The organism is Mycobacterium sp., from assembly GCF_046330795.1.
Lineage (GTDB): Bacteria > Actinomycetota > Actinomycetes > Mycobacteriales > Mycobacteriaceae > Mycobacterium.
In genome coordinates this window covers 733,410-753,499 of sequence record NZ_JAXLSA010000002.1, presented here as the reverse complement: position 1 = coordinate 753,499, position 20,090 = coordinate 733,410, and the positions used below count along the sequence as shown (strand labels likewise).

At 67.5% G+C, this 20,090-nt stretch carries 20 protein-coding genes; 8 read left to right on the top strand and 12 right to left on the bottom strand.

Annotated features, from left to right (window positions below):
* Nucleotides 1-77 precede the first annotated feature (77 nt).
* Genes U0R18_RS10810 through U0R18_RS10800 form a run of 3 tightly spaced genes read right to left on the bottom strand, consistent with a single transcriptional unit; the run spans nt 78 to nt 3,644 of the window.
* Entirely contained in the window at nt 78-1,211 is a 1,134-nt protein-coding gene (locus U0R18_RS10810; RefSeq protein ID WP_526368159.1) for a M24 family metallopeptidase, read from the bottom strand.
* Complete coding sequence (locus U0R18_RS10805) at nt 1,198-2,472, bottom strand: M24 family metallopeptidase (RefSeq protein WP_526368158.1); 1,275 nt, start codon at nt 2,470-2,472, stop codon at nt 1,198-1,200. The genes U0R18_RS10810 and U0R18_RS10805 overlap by 14 nt, the downstream gene beginning before the upstream one ends.
* Nucleotides 2,469-3,644: an amidohydrolase family protein gene (locus U0R18_RS10800; protein WP_526368303.1), complete on the bottom strand. Its 1,176-nt coding sequence runs from the start codon at nt 3,642-3,644 to the stop codon at nt 2,469-2,471. The genes U0R18_RS10805 and U0R18_RS10800 overlap by 4 nt, the downstream gene beginning before the upstream one ends.
* 378 nt (nt 3,645-4,022) lie before the next feature.
* Here U0R18_RS10800 and U0R18_RS10795 point away from each other — a divergent pair, with 378 nt between their 5' ends.
* Genes U0R18_RS10795 through U0R18_RS10770 form a run of 6 tightly spaced genes read left to right on the top strand, consistent with a single transcriptional unit; the run spans nt 4,023 to nt 9,510 of the window.
* Entirely contained in the window at nt 4,023-5,060 is a 1,038-nt protein-coding gene (locus tag U0R18_RS10795; RefSeq protein ID WP_526368157.1) for a phosphotransferase family protein, read from the top strand.
* Between the two features lies 1 nt (nt 5,061).
* On the top strand, nt 5,062-5,823 hold the full coding sequence (locus U0R18_RS10790) for an SDR family NAD(P)-dependent oxidoreductase (RefSeq protein WP_526368156.1): 762 nt from the start codon (nt 5,062-5,064) through the stop codon (nt 5,821-5,823).
* A 37-nt stretch (nt 5,824-5,860) separates the two neighbouring features.
* On the top strand, nt 5,861-7,156 hold the full coding sequence (locus U0R18_RS10785; RefSeq protein WP_526368155.1) for an acyl-CoA dehydrogenase family protein: 1,296 nt from the start codon (nt 5,861-5,863) through the stop codon (nt 7,154-7,156).
* Nucleotides 7,153-7,767 carry a TetR/AcrR family transcriptional regulator gene (locus U0R18_RS10780; RefSeq protein WP_526368154.1) on the top strand — a complete coding sequence of 205 codons (615 nt, stop codon included), beginning with the start codon at nt 7,153-7,155 and terminating at the stop codon, nt 7,765-7,767. Before U0R18_RS10785 ends, U0R18_RS10780 begins: the two co-directional genes overlap by 4 nt.
* Complete coding sequence (locus U0R18_RS10775) at nt 7,764-8,522, top strand: alpha/beta fold hydrolase (protein WP_526368153.1); 759 nt, start codon at nt 7,764-7,766, stop codon at nt 8,520-8,522. Before U0R18_RS10780 ends, U0R18_RS10775 begins: the two co-directional genes overlap by 4 nt.
* A 13-nt stretch (nt 8,523-8,535) precedes the next feature.
* Nucleotides 8,536-9,510 carry an NADPH:quinone oxidoreductase family protein gene (locus tag U0R18_RS10770; protein WP_526368152.1) on the top strand — a complete coding sequence of 325 codons (975 nt, stop codon included), beginning with the start codon at nt 8,536-8,538 and terminating at the stop codon, nt 9,508-9,510.
* 186 nt (nt 9,511-9,696) lie between these two features.
* Here the strand turns inward: U0R18_RS10770 and U0R18_RS10765 are convergent, their stop codons facing one another.
* The 3 genes from U0R18_RS10765 to U0R18_RS10755 are packed head-to-tail and all read right to left on the bottom strand — an operon-like array spanning nt 9,697 to nt 11,817.
* Nucleotides 9,697-10,923: a cytochrome P450 gene (locus tag U0R18_RS10765; protein WP_526368151.1), complete on the bottom strand. Its 1,227-nt coding sequence runs from the start codon at nt 10,921-10,923 to the stop codon at nt 9,697-9,699.
* Between the two features lie 10 nt (nt 10,924-10,933).
* A complete protein-coding gene (locus tag U0R18_RS10760; RefSeq protein WP_526368150.1) occupies nt 10,934-11,128 on the bottom strand; it encodes a ferredoxin in 195 nt (64 codons plus the stop codon).
* Entirely contained in the window at nt 11,125-11,817 is a 693-nt protein-coding gene (locus tag U0R18_RS10755) for a TetR/AcrR family transcriptional regulator (RefSeq protein ID WP_526368149.1), read from the bottom strand. Before U0R18_RS10755 ends, U0R18_RS10760 begins: the two co-directional genes overlap by 4 nt.
* 139 nt (nt 11,818-11,956) lie before the next feature.
* On the opposite strand from U0R18_RS10755, the gene U0R18_RS10750 reads away from it, so the two are divergent.
* Together U0R18_RS10750 and U0R18_RS10745 are read left to right on the top strand one after the other, a co-directional pair.
* Nucleotides 11,957-12,925, top strand: coding sequence for an enoyl-CoA hydratase/isomerase family protein (locus U0R18_RS10750; protein WP_526368148.1), 969 nt, complete (start codon nt 11,957-11,959; stop codon nt 12,923-12,925).
* Nucleotides 12,926-12,930: 5 nt separating this feature from the next.
* Nucleotides 12,931-14,232, top strand: coding sequence for a hypothetical protein (locus U0R18_RS10745; protein ID WP_526368147.1), 1,302 nt, complete (start codon nt 12,931-12,933; stop codon nt 14,230-14,232).
* Here the strand turns inward: U0R18_RS10745 and U0R18_RS10740 are convergent.
* From U0R18_RS10740 to U0R18_RS10715, 6 genes are read right to left on the bottom strand one after another with little or no spacing between them, the layout of a single operon-like run.
* Nucleotides 14,192-15,787 (bottom strand): ABC transporter permease, encoded by a 1,596-nt coding sequence (locus tag U0R18_RS10740; protein WP_526368146.1) that lies wholly within the window; start codon nt 15,785-15,787, stop codon nt 14,192-14,194. The two genes, U0R18_RS10745 and U0R18_RS10740, sit on opposite strands and share 41 nt — an antisense overlap.
* A complete protein-coding gene (locus U0R18_RS10735; protein ID WP_526368145.1) occupies nt 15,787-16,707 on the bottom strand; it encodes an ABC transporter ATP-binding protein in 921 nt (306 codons plus the stop codon). Before U0R18_RS10735 ends, U0R18_RS10740 begins: the two co-directional genes overlap by 1 nt.
* A 12-nt stretch (nt 16,708-16,719) precedes the next feature.
* Nucleotides 16,720-17,508, bottom strand: coding sequence for an SDR family NAD(P)-dependent oxidoreductase (locus tag U0R18_RS10730; protein WP_526368144.1), 789 nt, complete (start codon nt 17,506-17,508; stop codon nt 16,720-16,722).
* The gene (locus U0R18_RS10725) at nt 17,505-18,329 is read right to left on the bottom strand and encodes an alpha/beta fold hydrolase (protein WP_526368143.1); all 825 of its coding nucleotides are present in this window, start codon (nt 18,327-18,329) and stop codon (nt 17,505-17,507) included. Before U0R18_RS10725 ends, U0R18_RS10730 begins: the two co-directional genes overlap by 4 nt.
* 3 nt (nt 18,330-18,332) lie before the next feature.
* Nucleotides 18,333-19,091 carry an alpha/beta fold hydrolase gene (locus U0R18_RS10720; RefSeq protein ID WP_526368142.1) on the bottom strand — a complete coding sequence of 253 codons (759 nt, stop codon included), beginning with the start codon at nt 19,089-19,091 and terminating at the stop codon, nt 18,333-18,335.
* Nucleotides 19,091-20,089: a cyclase family protein gene (locus U0R18_RS10715; RefSeq protein WP_526368141.1), complete on the bottom strand. Its 999-nt coding sequence runs from the start codon at nt 20,087-20,089 to the stop codon at nt 19,091-19,093. Before U0R18_RS10715 ends, U0R18_RS10720 begins: the two co-directional genes overlap by 1 nt.
* Nucleotide 20,090: the final 1 nt, after the last annotated feature.

The following is a 20,090-nucleotide window of genomic DNA, read 5'->3' as shown; positions in this document are numbered from 1 at the left end:
CGTCATCCGGACCGGCGGGTTCGGCGAGCGGTGCAGTTCCGCGAGCACGAGGCCCGTCGACATCCGGACCGGCGGGTTCAGACACGGACGTCTCGCCACGACGGACCGGTGGACAGCACCTCTGCCCCGTCCGAGGTGACGTGGACGGCATCGCGGGTGAACACCGCACCCACCCCGGGCTCCCAGACGTAGCCGGTGAGGGCCAGGACCATTCCCTCCTCGAGGGTTTCCGCGGCTGCCGTCTCCGGCAGTCGGGGGGTCACGACCGGCGGGTCGAAGCCGAGTCCCAGACCGTGCGCGACGGGCATCGCCGGCAGTGGCTCACCGGAGTCCTCGTAGGCAGCCAGCAGGGCGGCCGCGGGCCGACCTGGCCGGCATGCGTCGATCATCCTGTCCCACAGGTCATCCCGGCGCCGATACAGCGCACGAGCCGCATCGCTGAGCTCTCCGACCGGCAGGGTGCGGGCGACCTCGGCGACATACCCGTCGGCGAGCACACCGGCCGCCAGCGCCACCAGGTCGCCCTCCCGGACCCGGCCATCACCGGCACTGCGGCGCCAAGGATGTTCCTTGGAGGTGATCCAGGCGGCGTCCTGCGTGGCCGGGGTGCTGACGCCGCCTGCGGCCTCGGCCTCGAGCAGGGCACCCGCCAGCGACTTCTCGGTGGTACCCGGCGCCAGCTCGGCAACCGCCCGGGCCAATCCGGCCTCGGCGACGCGCAGGGCGCGGCGCAGGGCCTCGACCTCCTCCGGTGTCTTGATCCGTCGGGCGGCCCGCATCGCCTGCTCGCCGTCGACGAGCTCGGCCTGCGGGAAGGCCATCGGCAGCAGCTTGGCGAATGTCGGTGTCAGGGCATCGGTTCCGACCCGGCGCGCCGTGTCGGATCCCTTGATGCTACGCAGCACGCCGATCAATGTCATCGGATTCCAGGCCAGCCCGTAGAGATTCTCGTGCGGAATCTCCTCGGGCATGCCCTCGTCCCACGTGCTGTTCAGGTGGATCTCACCGGTTGCCCGCACATAGGTACAGATCGGCCCGAAGGGCCGGGTCCCCACGACCCACAACTGCGGGGCGCCGGAGATGTAGCGGACGTTGGCCTGCCGGCCCAGCACCAGCACGTCGAGGTCGTAGGCCTCCATCTGCGCCAGGGCACGTTCGCGACGGCCGATCCGCAGCGCGCGGTCATCGGCCTCGACCTCAGTTGCCGACATTGGCCACCTCGTACGGGTCATAGGGATAGTCGGTCAGCGGCATCCAGCCGTCCTCGGTGACCACCACGATCTCCTCGCCGCGGTAGCCTCCGGTGCCGTCCTCCCACACCACCGGCTCGAACACCAGCAGCATGCCGGCCGGGAAGACGAAGTTGTCGTCCCAGTCCTGACCGAGATCCGTTCCGATCATGGGCATCTCGGCGGCGTTGGCGCCGATCCCGTGGCCCAGGTAGAAGTGCGGCAGCCACGGCTTCTGGCCGCCGGCTGCGTCGATGGCCGCACGCCCCAGGTCGCCGCAACTGGCGCCGGCCCGGGTGACCCCGAGGACCGCCGCGACGACCGCGGTCCACTTGTCGAACTGCTCCTGCTGGCGTGGCGTCGGATCCTGTCCGACGATCCAGGTCCGGCCGTGGTCGGAGCAGTAGCCGCGATACGCGATGGAAACATCGGTCCACAGCACGTCACCCTGCTGCAACTCCCGCTCGGTGGTCAGCAGTGGCAGGGCGAGGTCGCCGTGAATGGTCCAGGTGCCCTCGGTGCGCGACGACGGCATGACCTGCCAGACCGAGTCGAACATGTTGGTGGTGGCTCCGAGTTCGAAAGTGCGGCGGACGAATTCGGCCGACAGGTCGATCTGGCGCACCCCGGGAACCACGGATTTCTGCATCTCGGAGATGGCCTGCTCGGTGATCTGGCAGGCCCGGCGCACGCAGGCGATCTGGTCGATGGTCTTGACCAGTTTCGCCGCGCCCACCACCGCGGCGGCGTCCACCGGCGCACCACCGGGGAACAGTGCGGCGCCGGCCCGTCGCATTGCTCCGGTCAACTCGTCGACGGCGACGGTGGCACCGGCAGGCACGAGGCCGGCCAAGATCTTCGCGAATTCCGCTACACCCTCGTCGAATTCGAGGTAGACGGGTCCGTGGAGGTGGTCGTCGGGGAGATCCGACTCCATCGCGGCGCCCTCGCGGAAGGGCAGGAAGAGGTGCGGGTGTTCGTCGTCGGCCAGGACGACGGCGATCGGCCGCTCGACATGTGAGAGGCCGGCGTCGGCCAGCGGCCAGCTGATCCCGGTGGTGTACATGACGTTGCCGTTGCCCAGCAGGACCAGCGCATCCACACCGGCGTCGCGCATGGCCGCGTGCAGCCGCACACTGATCTCGCGGCGCATCCGGGCGAGGTCGGGCTCCTCCGGAATGTCCAGCCAGGTCAACCCGGTTCGGGTGATCTGGGTGACACCCGAATGGGTCGACATTGTCATTGGGTGAGTCCCAGGAACTTCTGCACGTTGGTGGAGACGATCTTCGCGGCGTTCTCCGACCCCACCGCCTCGACGACGGTGGCCAGCGACTTCTCGGAGTAACCCCACGTGCTCTCGTTGTGCGGGTAGTCGCTGGACCACATCACCTTGTCGACGCCGATGTCGTCGATCAACCGCAGTCCCAGCGGGTCCACCATGAACGAGGCGCTCATGTGGTGGTCCCAGTAGTGCCGGATGTCGTGCTGGAGCTCATGGTTGAACATGTGCTGATACGACGCCAGCAGGTGTTCGGCGTCCTGCAATGCCGTTGGTACCCAAGCGATTCCACCCTCGAACCAGCCAACCTGCAGCTTCGGGTGCCGATCCAGGATGCCCGAGAACAGATACTTGGCGAACTGCTCGCGGAACGAGTCGACGTTGACCATCATGCCGACCACCACGCTGTTGTGCTCGCACGGCGTCTTCGGCGGCGTCTCGCCGATGTGGTGACTGACCGGCAGGCCCGCGTCCTCGATCTCGTCCCAGACCGCGTCCATCGACCGGCTGCCGAAGTCGTAGATATTGCCCTCGTCGTCCTTGCCGGGATTCAGGGGCAACAGGAATGTCTTGAGTCCCAACGCCTTCAGCTCGGCCAGCGTGCTGCGGGTACCCTTGGGATCCCACCAGTTGATGAGCCCGACGCCGTAGAAGTGACCGTTGGAACGCTCCTGCAGATCGGCGATGTGCTCGTTGTAGATGCGGAACACCCGCTCGCGAATCGCCTTGTCGGGGTAGTGGAACAGCGCCAGGACCGCGTTCGGGAAGGCGAGTTCCTTCTCGATGCCGTCCTCCTTGAGTTCACGGACCCGGGCCTCGATGTTGTTCGACGCGGCTCCGGCGAGATCGTCGTACTGCATGAGCACGCGGCCGAAGTCCCCGGCGACCCAGGACTTGCCCTTCATGCCGACCATGTAGGCGCCGTCCTCGTACCAGATGCGCGGCGCGGCGCCCTTGAGGTCATCGGGGAAGCGTTCGTAGAAGATGTCTTCGGCCACCGAGATGTGGTTGTCCGCGGAGAAGACGACGGTGCCGGGCGGCAGCCCGAAGTCTCCGGAGGCATGACCGCGGCGATCCTTGGGTGCACCCAATCCGCCGGGCGGGTAGAGCGTGGCAGTACTGGACTCAGTGGACATCATCGACCTTCCGTTCCGGCCCGCGCGTTACCGCGGCAACTTCGAAGCCCGGGCGCAGATGCGTCCTCCCGCGGGACAGCGCGGTGCCTCGTCATTGGAAATGACGTTATCAGCTGATACTGGAAACATACAGATAGAGACATCAAATTTGCCGCTCGCTGGCTACTTTTACTGCGGAAATGAAATTCTCTTTTTCCAAGAATGCGTTCTCGGGATCTAGTGCTCCGAGCAAATCAACGTGCTGTATCTGCACCACCGCAGGCAAGCATGGCGGCCCGTGGGCTCAACTGTCCGGCGAGCACTGGCCGCGCGCTGCGAAACTCTTGGTTTCTACCTGGAGACTGCTATTCTCCATTTCGAGAGCAAGGAGTGCAGCCGATGCCCGCAGACACTGGAACGGTCCCCGACACCGACGTCCTCGGCCGTTGGCTCGATACGAAGAGCGCCCCCGGCCAGGGTGAAGAGCCGCGCCTGGAATTACTGACCGGGGGCTCCCAGAACACGCTCTACCTCGTACATCGCGGCGACCAGCGGATGGTCCTGCGCATGCCGGGCCCGCGCGCCGACGCCGCTCGCCTCGACGGCCTGCTGCGCGAGATCCGCCTGGTCCGCGGACTTGCGGGCACCGACGTCCCGCATGCCGAGCTGATTGCCGCCGACGACACCGGCGACGTGTTGGGCAAGCCCTTCTACGTGATGGCCGAGATCGACGGGTGGAGTCCGATGAACGGCGGCTGGCAGGCCCCGTTCGACACCGATCTGACCGCCCGGCGGGGGCTGGCCTTCGAGTTGATCGAGGGCGCTGCCAAGCTCGGCCGGGTGGACTGGCGTGCGCACGGCCTCGAGGGCTTCGGCCGACCCGACGGATTCCACGAGCGCCAGGTCGACCGCTGGCTCAGCTTCCTGTCGGCCTACCAGGTGCGCGAATTGCCCGGGCTGGACGTGGCGGCCGACTGGTTGCGCCGAAATCGCCCGGCCCACTTCACGCCCGGCATCATGCACGGCGACTACCAGTTCGCCAACGTGATGTACGCCCCCGGCGCACCGGCCCGGCTGGCTGCCATCGTCGACTGGGAGATGACCACCATCGGCGATCCGCTGCTGGATGTCGGCTGGTGCCTATTGGGTTACGACGGAGAGGAACCCAGCCCCGACGGCTTCTACCTCGACATGACCGGCATGCCGCGGCGCAGTGAACTGCTCGCGCGCTACGAGGAGGTCAGCGGGTTGTCGACGGAGAACATCGACTACTACCTGGTGCTGGCCAACTGGAAGCTCGGCATCATGCTGGAGAAGACCTACGCGGCCTCGTTGGCACCGAACAGCAAGGTGGCTCCCGAGGTGGCTGCGGCGATGGGCCCGATGGTCCTGAAGCTGATGACCACGGCCGCCTCACTCAGCCGGAAGGCGGCTTGAAATGACCTATCCTGCACCGCTTTTCGACTTGACCGACCGCGTGGTTCTCATCACCGGCGGCAGCCGGGGGCTCGGACGCGAGATGGCGTTCGCGGCCGCCCGCTGCGGGGCCGACGTGGTGATCGCCAGCCGAAAGTTCGACAGCTGTCAGGACACCGCCGCTGCGATCGAAGCCGAGACCGGCCGCACCGCAATGCCGTACGCGGTGCACGTCGGGCACTGGGACGAACTCGACGGCCTGGTCGACGCCGTCCACGAACGCTTCGGCCGACTCGACGTGCTGGTCAACAATGCGGGCATGTCGCCGGTCTACGACAAGCAGACCGACGTGACCGAGAAGCTGTTCGACGCGGTGGTCAGCCTGAATCTCAAGGGCCCCTTCCGGCTCTCGGCACTGGTCGGCGAACGCATGGTGGCCGCCGGCGGCGGGGTCATCATCAACGTCAGCACGCATGGGTCGCTGCGGCCACACCCGTCGTTCATCCCCTACGCCGCGTCCAAGGCCGGGCTCAACGCGATGACAGAGGGCCTGGCGATGGCCTTCGGCCCGACGGTGCGCGTCAACACGCTGATGCCCGGACCCTTCCTCACCGACATCAGCAAGGCGTGGAGTTTCGAGGGTACGCAGAACCCGTTCGGGCACTTCGCATTACAGCGGGCCGGGAATCCCGACGAGATCGTCGGCGCCGCGCTGTTCCTGATGTCGGATGCCTCCAGCTACACCACCGGTTCGATCCTGCGGGCCGACGGCGGCATCCCCTGATCCCCACATTCCCCCGCGAACAAGAAGGAGCACTGAGATGGACTTCTCGGTCGAACCGGAATTCGAGAAGAAGCTGGACTGGATCCGGGAGTTCGTGCGCGAGGAGGTCGAACCGCTCGAGGTGCTCTTCCCCGGGTGCGAGTTCCTGCCACTGGACGACGAACGCCGCGCCATCGTCGACCCGCTCAAACAACAGGTCCGCGATCAGGGGCTCTGGGCCCCACACCTCGGGCCGGACCTGGGCGGTCAGGGATTCGGTGCCGTCAAGCTCACCCTGATCAACGAGATCCTGGGTCGCAGCAGCTGGGCGCCCATCGTGTTCGGCACCCAGGCGCCCGACACCGGCAACGCCGAGATACTGGCCCGCTTCGGCACCGCCGAGCAGAAGGCGGACTACCTGGACGGGCTGCTGTCGGGTGAGATCTTCTCCTGCTTCTCGATGACCGAACCGCAGGGCGGTTCGGATCCCCGGGTGTTCACCACTCGCGCGGTTCCCGACGGCGATAACTGGGTTATCAGTGGCCGCAAGTATTTTTCCTCGAATGCATCGGTGGCCTCGTTCTTCATCGTCGTCGCGATCACCGATCCCGACGTGCCGGTGCACCGGGGCGCGTCGACGTTCCTCATCCCGGCCGGCACGCGGGGACTGAACGTCGAGGCCACCCACCACCTCGTCGGCTCGCTGCCGCACGAGGCCGGGCATTCGCTGATCCACTACGACAACGTGCGAGTGCCTGCCTCAGCCATGCTCGGCGAACCCGGCCGCGGCTTCGAGATCCTGCAGGCCCGGCTGGCCGGCGGCCGGATCCATCACGCGATGCGTTCGCTCGGCGTGGCACAGCGTGCCCTGGACATGATGGCCCACCGGGCGAAGAGCAGGTTCACCCAAGGCAGCTTGCTCGCCGACAAGCAACTGGTGCAGGAGTTCATTGCGGACTCGTACGCCGAACTGCTGCAGTTCCGGCTGACCGTCCTGCACGCCGCGTGGTTGATCGACACCGCCGGCGAACACGCCGCGCGCAAGGAGATCGGCGTGTGCAAGATCCTGGCCTCGTCGGTGCTCAAGTCGATCGGCCTGCGGGCCATTCAGGTGCACGGCGCGCTGGGGATGACCGAGCAGATGCCGTTGATCAACGTGCTGCTCGGCGGTGTCGCGCTGGGATTGGCCGACGGACCCACCGAGGCCCACAAGGTCAACCTGGCCCGGATGTTCCTCAAGGACTACCAGGCCCAGGATCCGGAATGGCCGAGCGAATTCGCCGATGTCCGGATCGCCGCCGCGAAGGCCAAGTACGGCGACCGCATCGACCGGATCCCGGCACTCCCCCGGTGACGAGCACCCGGGCCACGGCAGCCGTCGACCGCGCGCTCGACGAGCGCCACCGCGAGGCCAGCGAAGAGGTCGAACGCATCCTGGCCGCGGCGGTGCGGGTGATGCAACGCCTGGCACCCGAGCCGCCCCGCGTCGACGACATCGTCGCCGAGGCCGGGTCGTCGAAGAAGGCGTTCTACCGGTACTTCGCCGGCAAGGACGACCTGCTGCTGGCCGTCATGGAGCGCGGCATCGGCATCGTCACGTCCTATCTGGAACATCAGATGGCGAAAGCTGCAGGGCCACAGGCCAAGATCGCGTCCTGGATCGAGGGCGCGCTGGCGCAGGTGTCCGATCCACATCTGATCAGCATGAGCCGGGCGGTGGTGCAGCAGATGACCCGGACCGATCCGATCGAGGACATCATGGCCCCCCTCCGCGACCTCTTGGTCGCGCCCGTGACCGAGGCGGGCAGTGCCGACCCTCAGCGCGACGCCGAGGCCATCTTCGAACTCACCATCGCCACCATGCGACGCTACGTCGGTTCCCACCGCCAACCCGACCCGGCGGATCGCGCGCACCTGGTGCGCTTCTGCCTGAACGGCCTGTCCGGCAAGGAGATTCCAGCATGAGGTTCGTCTTCGTACACGGCGGTTTCCATGCCGCGTGGTGCTGGGAGCGCACCATCGGCGAACTGGTGACGTTGGGCCACGGCGCGGTTGCCGTCGACCTCCCCGGCCACGGTACCCGGCTGAACGAGGAGTCCACGCTGGGCAACCGGCGTCAGGCGATCCTGGACGTGCTGCAACCCGGCGATGTGCTGGTGGGGCATTCCGGCGGCGGGTTCGATGCCACACTGGCCGCCGACGCGGCGCCCGACAAGGTCGGCCACATCGTGTATCTGGCCGCGGCGCTGCCCCGGGAAGGGCGCACGTACCCCGAGGCGATGGCGATGCGCGACAGCGAGGACGGCGAGTTCGACGCGGACACCGGAGAGATGCTGGGCTATCTGCATTTCGACGACGACGGTGCGATGACGTTCGCCGACTTCGAAGGCGCCCGGAAGTACTTCTACCACGACTGTGACGAGGCCACGGCGCGTTGGGCATTCGACCGGCTGGGACCCGAACGCTTCGGCGACACCACGGTGACGCCGGTGTCGGTCCCGCAGTTCTGGGCGGCCGATCTGCCCCGCAGTTTCATCGTGTGCGAGCAGGACCGGTCGATGCCGCGCTGGCTGGCCGACACCGTGGCGCGGCGCCTCGGGGTGCAGCAGTTGAGCATCGACTCCTCGCACTCACCCTTCCTGAGCCGGCCACGTGAACTGGCCGAGCTGTTGGTGCACGCAACCACGACCACACCGGTCGGACCGTTGCTCCCGAACTGAACGGAGATCTCGAGTGAGAGCAATGCTGTGTCGCGAATACGGGCCGCCCGAGTTACTCGAACTCACCGAATTGCCCGACCCCACAGCGGGTCCCGGCGAAGCGGTGGTTCGCGTCCGCGCGGCCGCGGTGAACTTTCCCGACGTGCTGTTCATGTCGGGCGGATATCAGGTGAAGGTGCCGCCACCGTTCGCGCCGGGCAGCGAGTTCGCCGGGGAGGTCACCGCCGTCGGCGACGGCGTCGATCTGCCGGTCGGGGCACGGGTCGCCGGCTCGGTGATGGTGGGTGCCTTCGCCGAACAGATCGCGGTCCCGGCGAGCACCCTGGTGCCGATGGCGCCCGGAGTGGACTTCGCCGATGCCGCGGCGTTCGGCGTCACCTACCGGACGGCGTACTACACCCTGCGCACGGTGGCGCCGATCCGTCCCGAGGACTGGGTGGTGGTGCTGGGCGCGGCCGGTGGAGTCGGGTTGGCCGCCGTCGACATCGCGGTCGCCATGGGCGCCAAGGTGATCGCCGCGGCGTCGAGCCCCGACAAGCTGGCCGTCTGCGCGCAGCGCGGTGCGCTGGCCGGCGTCGACTATGCGACCGAGAACCTGCGCGACCGGATCAAGGAGATCACCGGCGGTGCGGGTGCCCGGGTGGTCCTGGACCCGGTGGGCGGCCCGTATTCCGAACCCGCCCTGCGGGCCCTGGGCCGAGGCGGCACCTTCGTCACGCTCGGCTACGCCGCCGGCGAGATCTCGTCCATCCCACTGAACCTGGTGCTGCTCAAGGGAATCACGCTGCGCGGCATGGAGATCCGCACCTTCTTCACCGACCATCCCGACGAGGCACTGCGCGACACCGCCGAGCTGCAGCAGATGTTCGACGAGGGCCGGGTGCGTCCCTATATCGGTGCCCGGTTCCCGCTGGACCAGGCCGCCGTCGCGCTCCGCCACGTCGCCGACCGCCGGGCACTCGGCAAGGTCGTCATCGACATCCCCTGACCCCAACCACGCCCAAACGTACGTTTGGGCGCGAAAAGCCGAGACCAGCGCACCATTTCGTCCAATTCGGCAGTGACCGAAGTTCTTCACGGCATCTGCCGGCCATCCTGTGCCCCGCCGAGTCCGACGAAATGGTGGAAGCTACTCGAACAACTTCGCCCAAACGTACGTTTCGGCGTGGTTGGGCTACCAGGTGCAGGGCAGGCTGTAGACGCCGTAGGCCAGCCGGTCGTGCTTGAACGGCACCTCGTCGAACGGGATCGCCAGCTTCAGCGTCGGGATCCGGCGCAGCAGGGTGTGGAACACGATCTGCATCTCGGCCCGGGCAAGCTGCTGACCCACGCACTGGTGACGTCCGTAGCCGAATCCCAGTTGCTGGCCGGCATTCTCGCGGGCCAGGTCCAGCTTGTCCGGCTGCGGGAACATCGCGGGATCCCAGTTCTCCGGGGCGAGGTCCAGGATGATGCCCTCGCCGGCCTTGATGGTCTCACCGGCGATCTCGATGTCGTCCAACGCAATCCGGCGCTGTCCGTTCTGGATGATGGACAGGTATCGCATCAGTTCCTCGACCGCGTTGGCGATCACCTTCGGGTCGTCGGTGTTGCGCAGCAGATCGGCCTGCTCCGGGTTCTCCAGCAGCGCCAGGATGCCGATGCCGATCATGTTGGCCGTCGTCTCATGCCCGGCGATCAGCAGGCCGGTACCCAGTTGGGCGGCCTCCTTGACGCTGATCTCCCCCGCCGTCACCCGTTCGGCCAGATCGGACACCGCGTCCTCGGCCGGGTTGGCCTGCTTCTGCTTGACCAGATCGATCAGATACTGGTGCAGGCTCATCGCACCCTTCTGCATGGCGTCCGCGGCGGCGTAGCGGGCGAGACCGGCGTTGGCCGTCTCCTGGAAGAATTCGTGATCCTCATACGGCACACCGAGCATTTCGCTGATCACCACGGTGGGCACCGGCAGGGCCAGCGCGGTCACCAGGTCGGCCGGCTGCGGGCCGGCCAGCACAGCGTCGATGCACTCGTCGGTGACCTTCTGGATGGCCGACCGCAGGCCCTCGACCCGCTTGAACGTGAACGGCTTGGACAGCATCCGGCGGAACCGCGTGTGCTCCTCGGCATCGGAGGTGAACACCGAACGCGGCCGCTTGTCCACGGTGGACAGCATGTGCTCGTTCCAGTGCGGGAAGCCGGTCTTGCGGTCGTCGACGCTGACCCGGGAATCCGCGAAGAGCTCCCGGCCCGTCTCGTAGCCGGTGATCAACCACGGGGTGCTGCCGTCCCAGATCCGCACCCGGGACAGCGGTTTGACCTCGGTGAGTTCGAGTTCGGCCGGCGGCGGCGAGAACGGGCAGGCCGCCGAACGTTCCATCGGGTACTCGGGGACGACGGTGTCGGTGAGTGTCTCGGTCACGGGTGAGCTCCTAATCCTGGACGAAGATTGCGTGGGCTGGGCAGGCCGCTTCGGCCTGCCGGACGTTATCGGCACGATCGGGCGACGGATTCGGGTCGAGGAGGATGACGCTGCCGTCGTCCTCGTCCTGGTCGAAGACGTCGGGCGCATTCGCGACGCAGTTGCCCGCAGATACGCATTTCCCTTGGTCCACAGTCACTTTCATGACTCTTCAACCCCTGCCTCGGTAATCGGTGCGAGCATGAGTCCGGTGATCGCGTCGACCAGGCTGGTGGCCATCGCGGCCCAGCTCGGATGGGGGGTCGGCGCACTGTCGGCAAGTGCGCGTTCCCGTTCGGCGAACATGTGCACGATCAGCTGCCGGGCCATCGCATTGCGTTCCACCCGCACCTGCTCGGGCAGACCCGGCAGACAGCGCTTCAGGCCCTCGATGATGTGCAGCACCGACGACGATCCCAGCGACTCCTCGGACACCAGGTCGCGGTGGCTCGGGTCGGGCATCAGCTGCGCGGAGAACCGCGCGTAGGTGGTCGGGGTGCCGAGTTCGGTCAGGTGCACGGCCAGCGGCCGGACGAGACATTCGACCCAGTCGCCGAGGGTGGCCGGCTCGCCGGCATCCGCCAGGCGGTCGATCATCTGCTGGCAGATCCGCTCCACCTGTTCGTTGTGCTTGCGGACGATCGCGCGGATCAGGTCGGCCTTGGTGCCGAAGTGGTAGCCCACCGCGGCGTTGTTGCCCTGTCCGGCGGCCTCGCTGACCTGGCGGTTCGACACGGCGAAGACCCCGTGCTCGGCGAACAGCCGCTCGGCCGCGGTGAGGATCACCTCGCGTGTCCCGTCGGACCGCTCGGCACGCGCCGTTTTGCGCACCGTCGATCGTGCTGGCCGGGTCATGCGGTCAGTCAACCAACCGGACATCTTTAAGTCAAGTGATTGATTTAATCGGACGCGGTTGCCATTGTGGAGGCCACGTCGGCGCTGACAGACTCGGTGCGCGCCGGCAGCATGCCACCACCGAAGACGGGAGATCGCCATGGACCACGACTACGAGGAGATGAAGAAGGCCGCCGAGCCGTTCATCCGCTTCGAGAAGGACACCGCGAACCGGATCGCCTACATCACCTTCGACCGGCCCGACGATCTCAACTGCACCACCATGGGGATGCGGCAGAACTACGCGGACCTCATCCACAAGTGCAACGTCGACGACGACGTCAAGGTCGTGGTGATCCGCGGCGAGGGCGAGGACTTCGGCAGCGGCGGCGACCTGCCCGAGCAACGCGACATGCTGGAGAACCCGGGAATGCCGCTTCTGCATGAGCTTTCGATCAACGACGAGAACGTCAAGTACCCGCCCGGCGACTCCTACCGCTACCTGTACACCCTGACCGATCACTACGCCAAGGCCCGCGCCGGCAACCGGCCGCTGCAGGAATGCAAGAAGGTCACCATCGTCGAGGCCAAGGGGTACTGCTACGGCTGGCACTTCTACCAGGCCGGCGACGCCGACCTGGTGGTGTCGTCCGACGACGCGCTGTTCGGCCATCCGGCGTTCCGTTACGTCGGCTGGGGTCCCCGGCTGTGGTGGTGGGCCGAGACCATGGGCCTGCGCAAGTTCTCCGAAATGCTCTTCACCGGAAGGCCTTTCACGGCGCAGGAGATGTACGAGTGTGGGTTCCTCAACAGCGTGGTGCCCCGGGAGAAGCTGGAGGCCGAAACACTGAAGTACGCGATGGCGTGTTCGAAGACGCGCCCCACCGACACCGTCGTGGTGCAGAAGACGTTCCTCGAACTCTACAAGCAGCACAAGGGCGAGTACTTCGGCAGCCTGCTCACCGGCGTCGTCGAGGGCATGCTGCCGATGATGACCAACGACCGCGCGAACGAGGTCGACCTCACCGAGGGCACGTTCGAGAAGGGGCTCAACAACGTCGTCAAGGACAACGACATGAACTTCCCGCCGGAGTGGCGGCTGAGCCGGTCCGGCCGCAAGAAGCCGTGACAGAAATGGTCGTCGGTCGACACGGGATCGACTTCCCCGCGGACATCGACGGCCTGCGCGCAGCCGGGACCGGCTTCCTGACAACGGCTTTCCGAACTTCGGGGGCCCTGTCCCCCGATAACGCCGTCACACGGATCGAGGAACTCACCGAGGTCGGCGGTGGCAGCACCGGGCGCAAGGCGCTGCTGACGGTCGGCTACGCCCGGCCCGAGCCGGCGCTGCACACCCGGCTGTTCGTGAAGTTCTCCCGGGACTTCGGTGACCCGGTGCGAGACGGCGGCCGGTTCCAGATGGAATCCGAGGTACGCCTGGCCAACCTCGCGCTCAGCCCGGCCTTTCCGATCGCGGTGCCGCGCACCCAGTTCGCCGACTACCATGCCGATTCGGGCACCGGGATACTCATCACCGAGCGAATAGAATTCGGCTGCAACGGAATCGAACCGCAATACCACAAGGCGCGGGACCACCGGATGCCGGACCAGTTCGGCCACTACCGTGCACTGCTGTCCGCGGTGGCGGCGCTCGCCGGCACCCAGCAGTCCGGCGTCCTGCCGAAGGACGTCGTCGAGCGGTTCCCGCTGGACCTTCGCGGCGCGACGGTGGGCGACCCGCGACCGATGACGCCAAACAAGCTGTCGCGCCGGCTCGATCAGCTCGCCGAGTTCGCCGCCGCGCAACCCGATCTGCTACCCGAGCGAGCCCGCGACCCGGCGTTCCTGCGCCGACTGGCCGCTGAGGCGCCTCTGCTGCTGGCCCGCGAAGAGGACGTCTGGGCCGACCTGGCCGCGCGGCCGGACTACATCGCGCTGTGCCACTGGAACGCCAACGTCGACAACGCGTGGTTCTACCGCGCGGCCGACGGTGAACTTGCCTGCGGCCTGATGGACTGGGGCTGTGTCGGCCGGATGAACGTCGCGATGGCGATCTGGGGTGCACTGTGCGCCGCCGAAACAACGCTGTGGGACGCGCATTTCGACGATCTACTCGAGGTGTTCGCCGACGGGGTCCGCCGCCACGGCGGTGCCGATCTGGACCCGGCCGTACTCGGCCGGCTCGTGCTGCGCTACGCCGCGGTGATGGGGATGGCCTGGCTGCTGGACGTGCCGGCCCGGCTGCGGACCCGCCTCGGCCCGGATCCCGGTGTCCTGACGCGTCCCGATCCGCGGATCGCCGACGACGAAGGCCTGCGGGCGCCGCTGCAGATGCTGGCCAACCTGCTCAACCTCTGGGCCGGCCGGCCGCCCGGTGAGGTGCTCGATGCCGCCGTCAGGGGACGTCCCGGCGGCGGAACCCCGCGAATCCGATGACCAGGAATGCGAGGGTGAACAGGCTGATCCACAGCAGCCCGCGCCAGTCCTGTGTTCCGGCCGCGACGTGTGGGACGTGGTAGTAGGGGCTGATGCCCAGCGCCCAGCCCGGGAGTTTGAAACTCGGCCCGAACAAGGTCAGCCCGAACGACACCAGAACGCCCGCCCACGAGGCGATTTGGACCCGGGGACGGGCGCCGATCACCGCGACCGCGAGAGCGACCACCGTCCAGACCGCGGGAATGGTGGCGACAGCCTGCAACGGGGAGTAGCCGAAGTTGAGGCCGATGTGCGCAGCGGCAGCCAGGGCCCCGATGACCACACCGGCGATCAGGATGAACAGCGCCGGTGCGGCGAAGGCGAGCAGCACGCTCGGCGCAAGGTAGCGGCTCCGACTGACCGCCGTGGCCAGCACGGGCTCGGCCCGGTCCTCGAGTTCCTCGGTGCGGACCCGGTTGACGATCTGCACGCCGGCGATCGCCGCCACGATGCCGATCAGTGTGAGGATGGTGGCGAGAAACCCGGCGAGCAGTTCGGCCGGCAGCGTCGCGCCCTTGGCGAAAATCTCGGCCAGCGCCGGGTTCACGCTGAACAGGTCCCGCACGGTTCTGATGAAGTAGCCGAAGATCACCCCGAGTCCGACGAATGCCACGGACCAGGAGACCACGGGCCCCCGGTTGATCCTGATCGCCAACGCCAGTGGGGTGCGGGCGGTTCCGCGCGCCGGGCCCGGCCGTGACGCGATCAGACCCTGGCCGAAATCCCGCGACACCTGCAGGGCGAACCCGATGGCGACGAATACCGCTGCGAACGCGAGTCCCAACAGCAGCGGCCACCAGTGGTTCCCGGTGGCGGGCCGCGTCTCGGTGATCCAGCCCAGCGGGTTGGCCCAGGCCGTCCATCTCGGCGCGCTGACCGAGTACAGGAAGCCGCGCAGCACGAACAGCACTCCGAGCACAGCCACCGCGATCGATGTGGCGGTGCGCGCATCGGAGGCGATCTGCGCGGTGACCGCGGCGACCGCGGCGAACATCAAACCGGTGACGGTGAACCCGGCGGACAGCAGCAGCGACGACTCCCATGCTCCGCCGCACAGCACGGTGAACGCGAAGGACACCACGCCGACGGCGAGGGCGCAGACGCCCGCCATCAGCAGCGCGGTCAGCAGCCGAGCCTCGCGGCCCAGCACACCGGAGGCCAGCAGCTCGGCCTGCCCGGAATCCTCTTGGCCGCGACTCGCTTTCACGACGATGAAGATGACGCCGAGCGCGGTGAGGAACCCGCCGATCGATAGGCTGCGCCAGGCGTTGAATCCGTCGACGGTGGACAGGTCGTAGGCGGGGCCGAAGATCAGGCCGAGCGCCGGATTGGCTCCCACGGTCGCGGCGAACCGGCGCCGCTCGACCGCCTCCGGGAACAGCCATGGGTAGACGATCACCGACGACACGGACAGTGCCGTGGCGATCCCGATCCACGGTGCGAACGAGCGGGCCTCGTGTTTGAGCGACGCCCGCAGCAACGGCGGGGTGCCGGCGATGGCAGAGGGAGCCGACATCAGCGGCGGTCCGGCGTCTGTTCGTCTTCGTACAACCGCAGGAACAGGCTCTCCAGTGACGGCGGCTCGACCGTCAACGCCGTCAGGCCGAACGGCAGCAGCCCCTCCATCGCCTGACCGATCCGGTCGGAGTCGACCGTCGCCGTCAACCGATGACCGCGCAGTTCCACGTCGTACAGCATCGACAGTTGTTCATGCGCAGGCAAAGTCGCCAGATCGGCATGCACCGTGGTGCGGGCCTGTCCGCGCAGTTCGGTCAGCGTGCCGGACTCGACGATGACACCGTCGCGGATGATGCTCAGCCGGTCGGCCAGTGTCTCCAACTCGGCCATGATGTGGCTGGACAGCAGCACGGTGGCGCCGCGGCCGACCGCCTCTTCCAGCACCTCCTGAAAGACGTTCTCCATCAAGGGGTCCAGACCCGAGGTCGGTTCGTCGAGAATCAGCAGTTCCACGTCGGAGGCGAGCGCCGCGACGATGGCGACCTTCTGCCGGTTGCCCTTGGAATACTGCCGGCCGCGCTTGCTCGGGTCCAGTTCGAACCGCTGCAGCAGGTCCGCCCGGCGGCCCTCGTCGAGGCCGCCCCGCATCGACCCCAGCAGGTCGATCGCTTCACCGCCGGTCATCGAGGGCCACAGCGACACATCGCCCGGCACGTAGGCCAGCCGACGGTGCAGTGCGACCACATCGCGCCACGGGTCTCCGCCCAACAGTCGGACCCGGCCGGCATCGGCGCGCAACAGACCCAGCAGTACCCGGATGGTTGTCGATTTGCCCGCGCCATTGGGACCGAGGAAGCCGTGCACCTGGCCACGCTCGACCCGCAGGTCCAAGCCCCGGAGTGCCTCGAAGTCGCCGAACGACTTGTGCAAGCCGGCAATGTCGATGACCAGTTCCGCGTCGGTGGTTCTTTCGGTCATCGAACTACTCTCTCATCCCTTCTTCGAAATGATGACCTTGCCCGCGACCGTGCCGCCGTCGATCGGCAGCACCGTGCCGGTGACATACCGCGACCGGTCCCCCGCGAAGTACAGCGCGGCCTCCGCGACGTCCTCGACCGTGCCCTCGCGTTTGAGCGGGCGGTCGCGGCGCATCTGCGCGCGGATGTTCTCCTCGAACTCCTCGAGGCGCTGACGGTCCTCGGCGTTCGCCGACTTCGAGACGATGGCGGTGCGGATGTTGCCCGGCGCGATCGCGTTGACCCGAATGTCGTAATACGCCAACTCAATCGCCGCCGACTTGGTGAACTGGATGACGGCGGCCTTGGACGCGCGGTAGGTCTGCACACCGCCGCCGGCCTGGATGCCGCCGATCGAGGTGAGGTTGAGGATCGACCCGCCGCCGTGCTCGGCCATGTGGCGCGCGGCGTCGCGGGTGCCCGCCATCACTCCGAGCAGGTTGACACCCATGACCTGATGGAAGTCGGCCAGGTCGTCGTCGAGGAATCGCCGGTGCATCGTGCCGGACACCCCGGCGTTGTTGACCATGATGTCCAGCCCGCCGAAGCTGTCGATCGCGGTCGACACCAGCGCGCTCACCTGATCGAGGTCGGCGACGTCGGTGGGCCGGAACAGGGAGTCGCCGCCCAGGGGTTCGCCTTCGGCGAGATCGCCGACGACGACCTTGGCCCCCTCGGCGAGAAAACGTTCGGCGATGCCGCGCCCGAGTCCGCCGGCGCCGCCGGTGACGACGGCGACCTTGCCGGCGAGTTCTCCGCTCATGCGCACTCCTCGAAAAAGTCCAGCAACAGGGTGTTGACGACGTCGGCCTGTTCCAGTTGCGGGCAGTGCCCGGCGTTTTCGACAACGGTCGATCGCGCACCGGCGATCTGTCCGGCGATCTCGGCCGCCCACCCGGCCGGCAGCAGTTTGTCCGCGCCGCCCTCGACGACGAGCACGGGGACGTCGATCCGGTCGTACCGGCGCGCACTCGGCGCCGCGGCCGGCGGCTGGGAACCGGGCCGGCGGAAGCGCGCGGCGGCGATAGCCTCCCAGGCGCCGGGCAACGTCGCCGACTCGTGGCGGCGCATCACATAAGCGTCGTCGGCCGGATAGGCCGGATCGGCGAACAGCGCGGTGACGATGCGCCGCATCGCCTCCGGCGTGGCGTCGTAGTCGTACAGCGCGGCCATGTGCTCATTGGCCTGGATCTCGCCGCCGCCGCAGATGGTGACCATGGCACGCACCGGCAGGACCGGTGCATCCGACGTGGTGTCCACGAACAGGTTGATCGCGCCCATCGAGTTCCCGACGAAGATCGCCGAATCGACACCCAGTTGCTCGCACAGTGCGGCGACATGGCGGATCCGCATCCCGCGGCCGTCGACGAAGTCCAGGACTTTGGCGGTGAGCCCGTAACCCAGCATGTCCGGTGCGATCACCCGGTAGTGCTCGGCGAGTACCGGAATCGTTTTCTCCCAACCGATTTCGGCGCTGGCACCGAACTCGCCGCCGTGCAGCAGGACGACCGGAGCACCCGAGCCGGCCTCCAGGTACCCGGTGGCCAGCCCGTCGACGGTGGTGGTCGTGTAGGTGACGTCCATGCCTCAGTCCGGGATCAGCGGGCCGACGGGACGGGTGGTGGTGGCGTGCACCAGCAGCTCGGCGAGTTCGTGCGGCCGGCTCAGGAACGGCGAGTGCGACGTGTCGATGGACAGCTGCTCGACACCGAGCCGGCGGGCGACGGTGTCGGCCAGCCAGCGGGGCATGGACCGATCCTGTTCGCAGACAATGAAACTGCGCGGCAGATCAGCTTGCCAGAACCGCGGCACCGATACCGGGGTGACGGTGGTGTCGCCGAACCGCTCCGGTCCCAGCCGATTGAACGCCCAGCGGGCGGTCGCCTCGTCGCAGTCGTGGTAGAAGTACTTGCGCGCGCCCTCGAAGTCGGCGAACCACATCGCGCCGTCGTCGTCGAACCTCAGATACCCGAGCATCTCACCGGTGTCGGCGTCGAACTCGCCGTCCTCGTGGTCGCGCATCGCCATCGCCTCCGGATACGTCCGGCCCTCCCGCGGCAACGCTGCCGCGACATAGACGAGATGGCTCACCAGTTCCGGTGCGGCGTCGGCGGCCAGCGTCATGTCGAAGCCGCCACCAGAATGTCCCACCAATACGTCATCGGGTTGCAACACATCGACGATCGCCTGCCGGCGGTTGGCCAGGGTGGACTCCTCGTCGACGCGGGCACCGTGCCCGGGCAGGTCGACGGCCACCCCGTCATGGCCGAGTTCCCTCAGTTCGCCGATGGTGCGCTCCCAGCACCAGGCGGCATGAAAACCGCCGTGCACGAAGACGAACCGCATCACTTGATCGCAATCGGGTTGACCGGCGAACCCACCGCGCCCACCACGCTCAGCGGTGGCGCGACGAGCTGGAACTCGAAGACACCGTCGGCCGCGCAGTCCGCCGACAGCGGCCCGAGGTTCCAGTACTCCCCCAGCATCAGGCCCATGTCGCGCAGGCACAGCATGTGCATCGGCAGGAAGGTGCCGGCCACCCCGTTGGCCGGATCGGGATCCTCCACCATCAGATTGTCCGCGGCGATCGCCGCGATCTCGTGGTCGTGCATCCACGAGGCGCACGTCCAGTCCAGTCCCGCACCGGGTTCCGCACCGACGCCGTTCTGCTGGAACCGGGTCCACCAGCCGGTGTGCACCAACACCACATCCCCGCGCCGCACCTCGACGCCCTGCGCCTTGGCGACGTCGTCGAGTTCGGCCGGGGTGATCGGCGTGCCCGGTTCGCAGAACACCTCGGCGCCGCGGTGACGCACCACGTCGAGCAGCACCCCGCGCGAGGTGATGCCCTTGCCGTCGACCTTGTCGATACCGCAGTGGTAGGCGCCGAAACTGGTCACCGAGCCGGCCGGAAAGCCGTTGTACAGCTTGTCCTCGTAGTACACGTGGCTCAGCGCATCCCACTGGGTGGCGGCCTGCAACGGCATCACGATCATGTCGTCGTTGAACCGGAACGGGTTGTCGACGAAGAACCCGCTCACCTCTGCGGCGACCGAATTGCGCAACCACTGCGGGCCGTACCGCGCCAGCGTCTCGGCGTCCCCGCCGTCGACGGTCATGACGTGAATCGGGTTGTGCCGGAACTCGAATGCGCCCTGCGGGCCGGACGAGCCGAAGTCCACCCCGAGCGCGAACACCTTGCCCTGTCTGGCCAGGGTGGCGGCCTCGGCGATCTTCTCGGGCGTGATGAAGTTGAGGGTGCCCAGTTCGTCGGCGTCTCCCCAGCGGCCCCAGTTGCGGACGTCGTCGGCGACCTTGCGGAACTGCGCCATCGTGCCGGCCATG

What these genes read in the sequence shown, in the direction of transcription:
- U0R18_RS10720 (WP_526368142.1), bottom strand. Translation starts at nt 19,091, where the DNA reads ATGCGGTTCGTCTTCGTGCACGGCGGTTTTCATGCCGCCTGGTGCTGG.
- U0R18_RS10785 (WP_526368155.1), top strand. Translation starts at nt 5,861, where the DNA reads ATGGACTTCTCGGTCGAACCGGAATTCGAGAAGAAGCTGGACTGGATC.
- U0R18_RS10800 (WP_526368303.1), bottom strand. Translation starts at nt 3,644, where the DNA reads ATGTCCACTGAGTCCAGTACTGCCACGCTCTACCCGCCCGGCGGATTG.
- U0R18_RS10795 (WP_526368157.1), top strand. Translation starts at nt 4,023, where the DNA reads ATGCCCGCAGACACTGGAACGGTCCCCGACACCGACGTCCTCGGCCGT.
- U0R18_RS10745 (WP_526368147.1), top strand. Translation starts at nt 12,931, where the DNA reads ATGGTCGTCGGTCGACACGGGATCGACTTCCCCGCGGACATCGACGGC.
- U0R18_RS10775 (WP_526368153.1), top strand. Translation starts at nt 7,764, where the DNA reads ATGAGGTTCGTCTTCGTACACGGCGGTTTCCATGCCGCGTGGTGCTGG.
- U0R18_RS10725 (WP_526368143.1), bottom strand. Translation starts at nt 18,329, where the DNA reads ATGGACGTCACCTACACGACCACCACCGTCGACGGGCTGGCCACCGGG.
- U0R18_RS10805 (WP_526368158.1), bottom strand. Translation starts at nt 2,472, where the DNA reads ATGACAATGTCGACCCATTCGGGTGTCACCCAGATCACCCGAACCGGG.
- U0R18_RS10740 (WP_526368146.1), bottom strand. Translation starts at nt 15,787, where the DNA reads ATGTCGGCTCCCTCTGCCATCGCCGGCACCCCGCCGTTGCTGCGGGCG.
- U0R18_RS10715 (WP_526368141.1), bottom strand. Translation starts at nt 20,089, where the DNA reads ATGGCCGGCACGATGGCGCAGTTCCGCAAGGTCGCCGACGACGTCCGC.
- U0R18_RS10735 (WP_526368145.1), bottom strand. Translation starts at nt 16,707, where the DNA reads ATGACCGAAAGAACCACCGACGCGGAACTGGTCATCGACATTGCCGGC.
- U0R18_RS10760 (WP_526368150.1), bottom strand. Translation starts at nt 11,128, where the DNA reads ATGAAAGTGACTGTGGACCAAGGGAAATGCGTATCTGCGGGCAACTGC.
- U0R18_RS10790 (WP_526368156.1), top strand. Translation starts at nt 5,062, where the DNA reads ATGACCTATCCTGCACCGCTTTTCGACTTGACCGACCGCGTGGTTCTC.
- U0R18_RS10730 (WP_526368144.1), bottom strand. Translation starts at nt 17,508, where the DNA reads ATGAGCGGAGAACTCGCCGGCAAGGTCGCCGTCGTCACCGGCGGCGCC.
- U0R18_RS10755 (WP_526368149.1), bottom strand. Translation starts at nt 11,817, where the DNA reads ATGACCCGGCCAGCACGATCGACGGTGCGCAAAACGGCGCGTGCCGAG.
- U0R18_RS10750 (WP_526368148.1), top strand. Translation starts at nt 11,957, where the DNA reads ATGGACCACGACTACGAGGAGATGAAGAAGGCCGCCGAGCCGTTCATC.
- U0R18_RS10810 (WP_526368159.1), bottom strand. Translation starts at nt 1,211, where the DNA reads ATGTCGGCAACTGAGGTCGAGGCCGATGACCGCGCGCTGCGGATCGGC.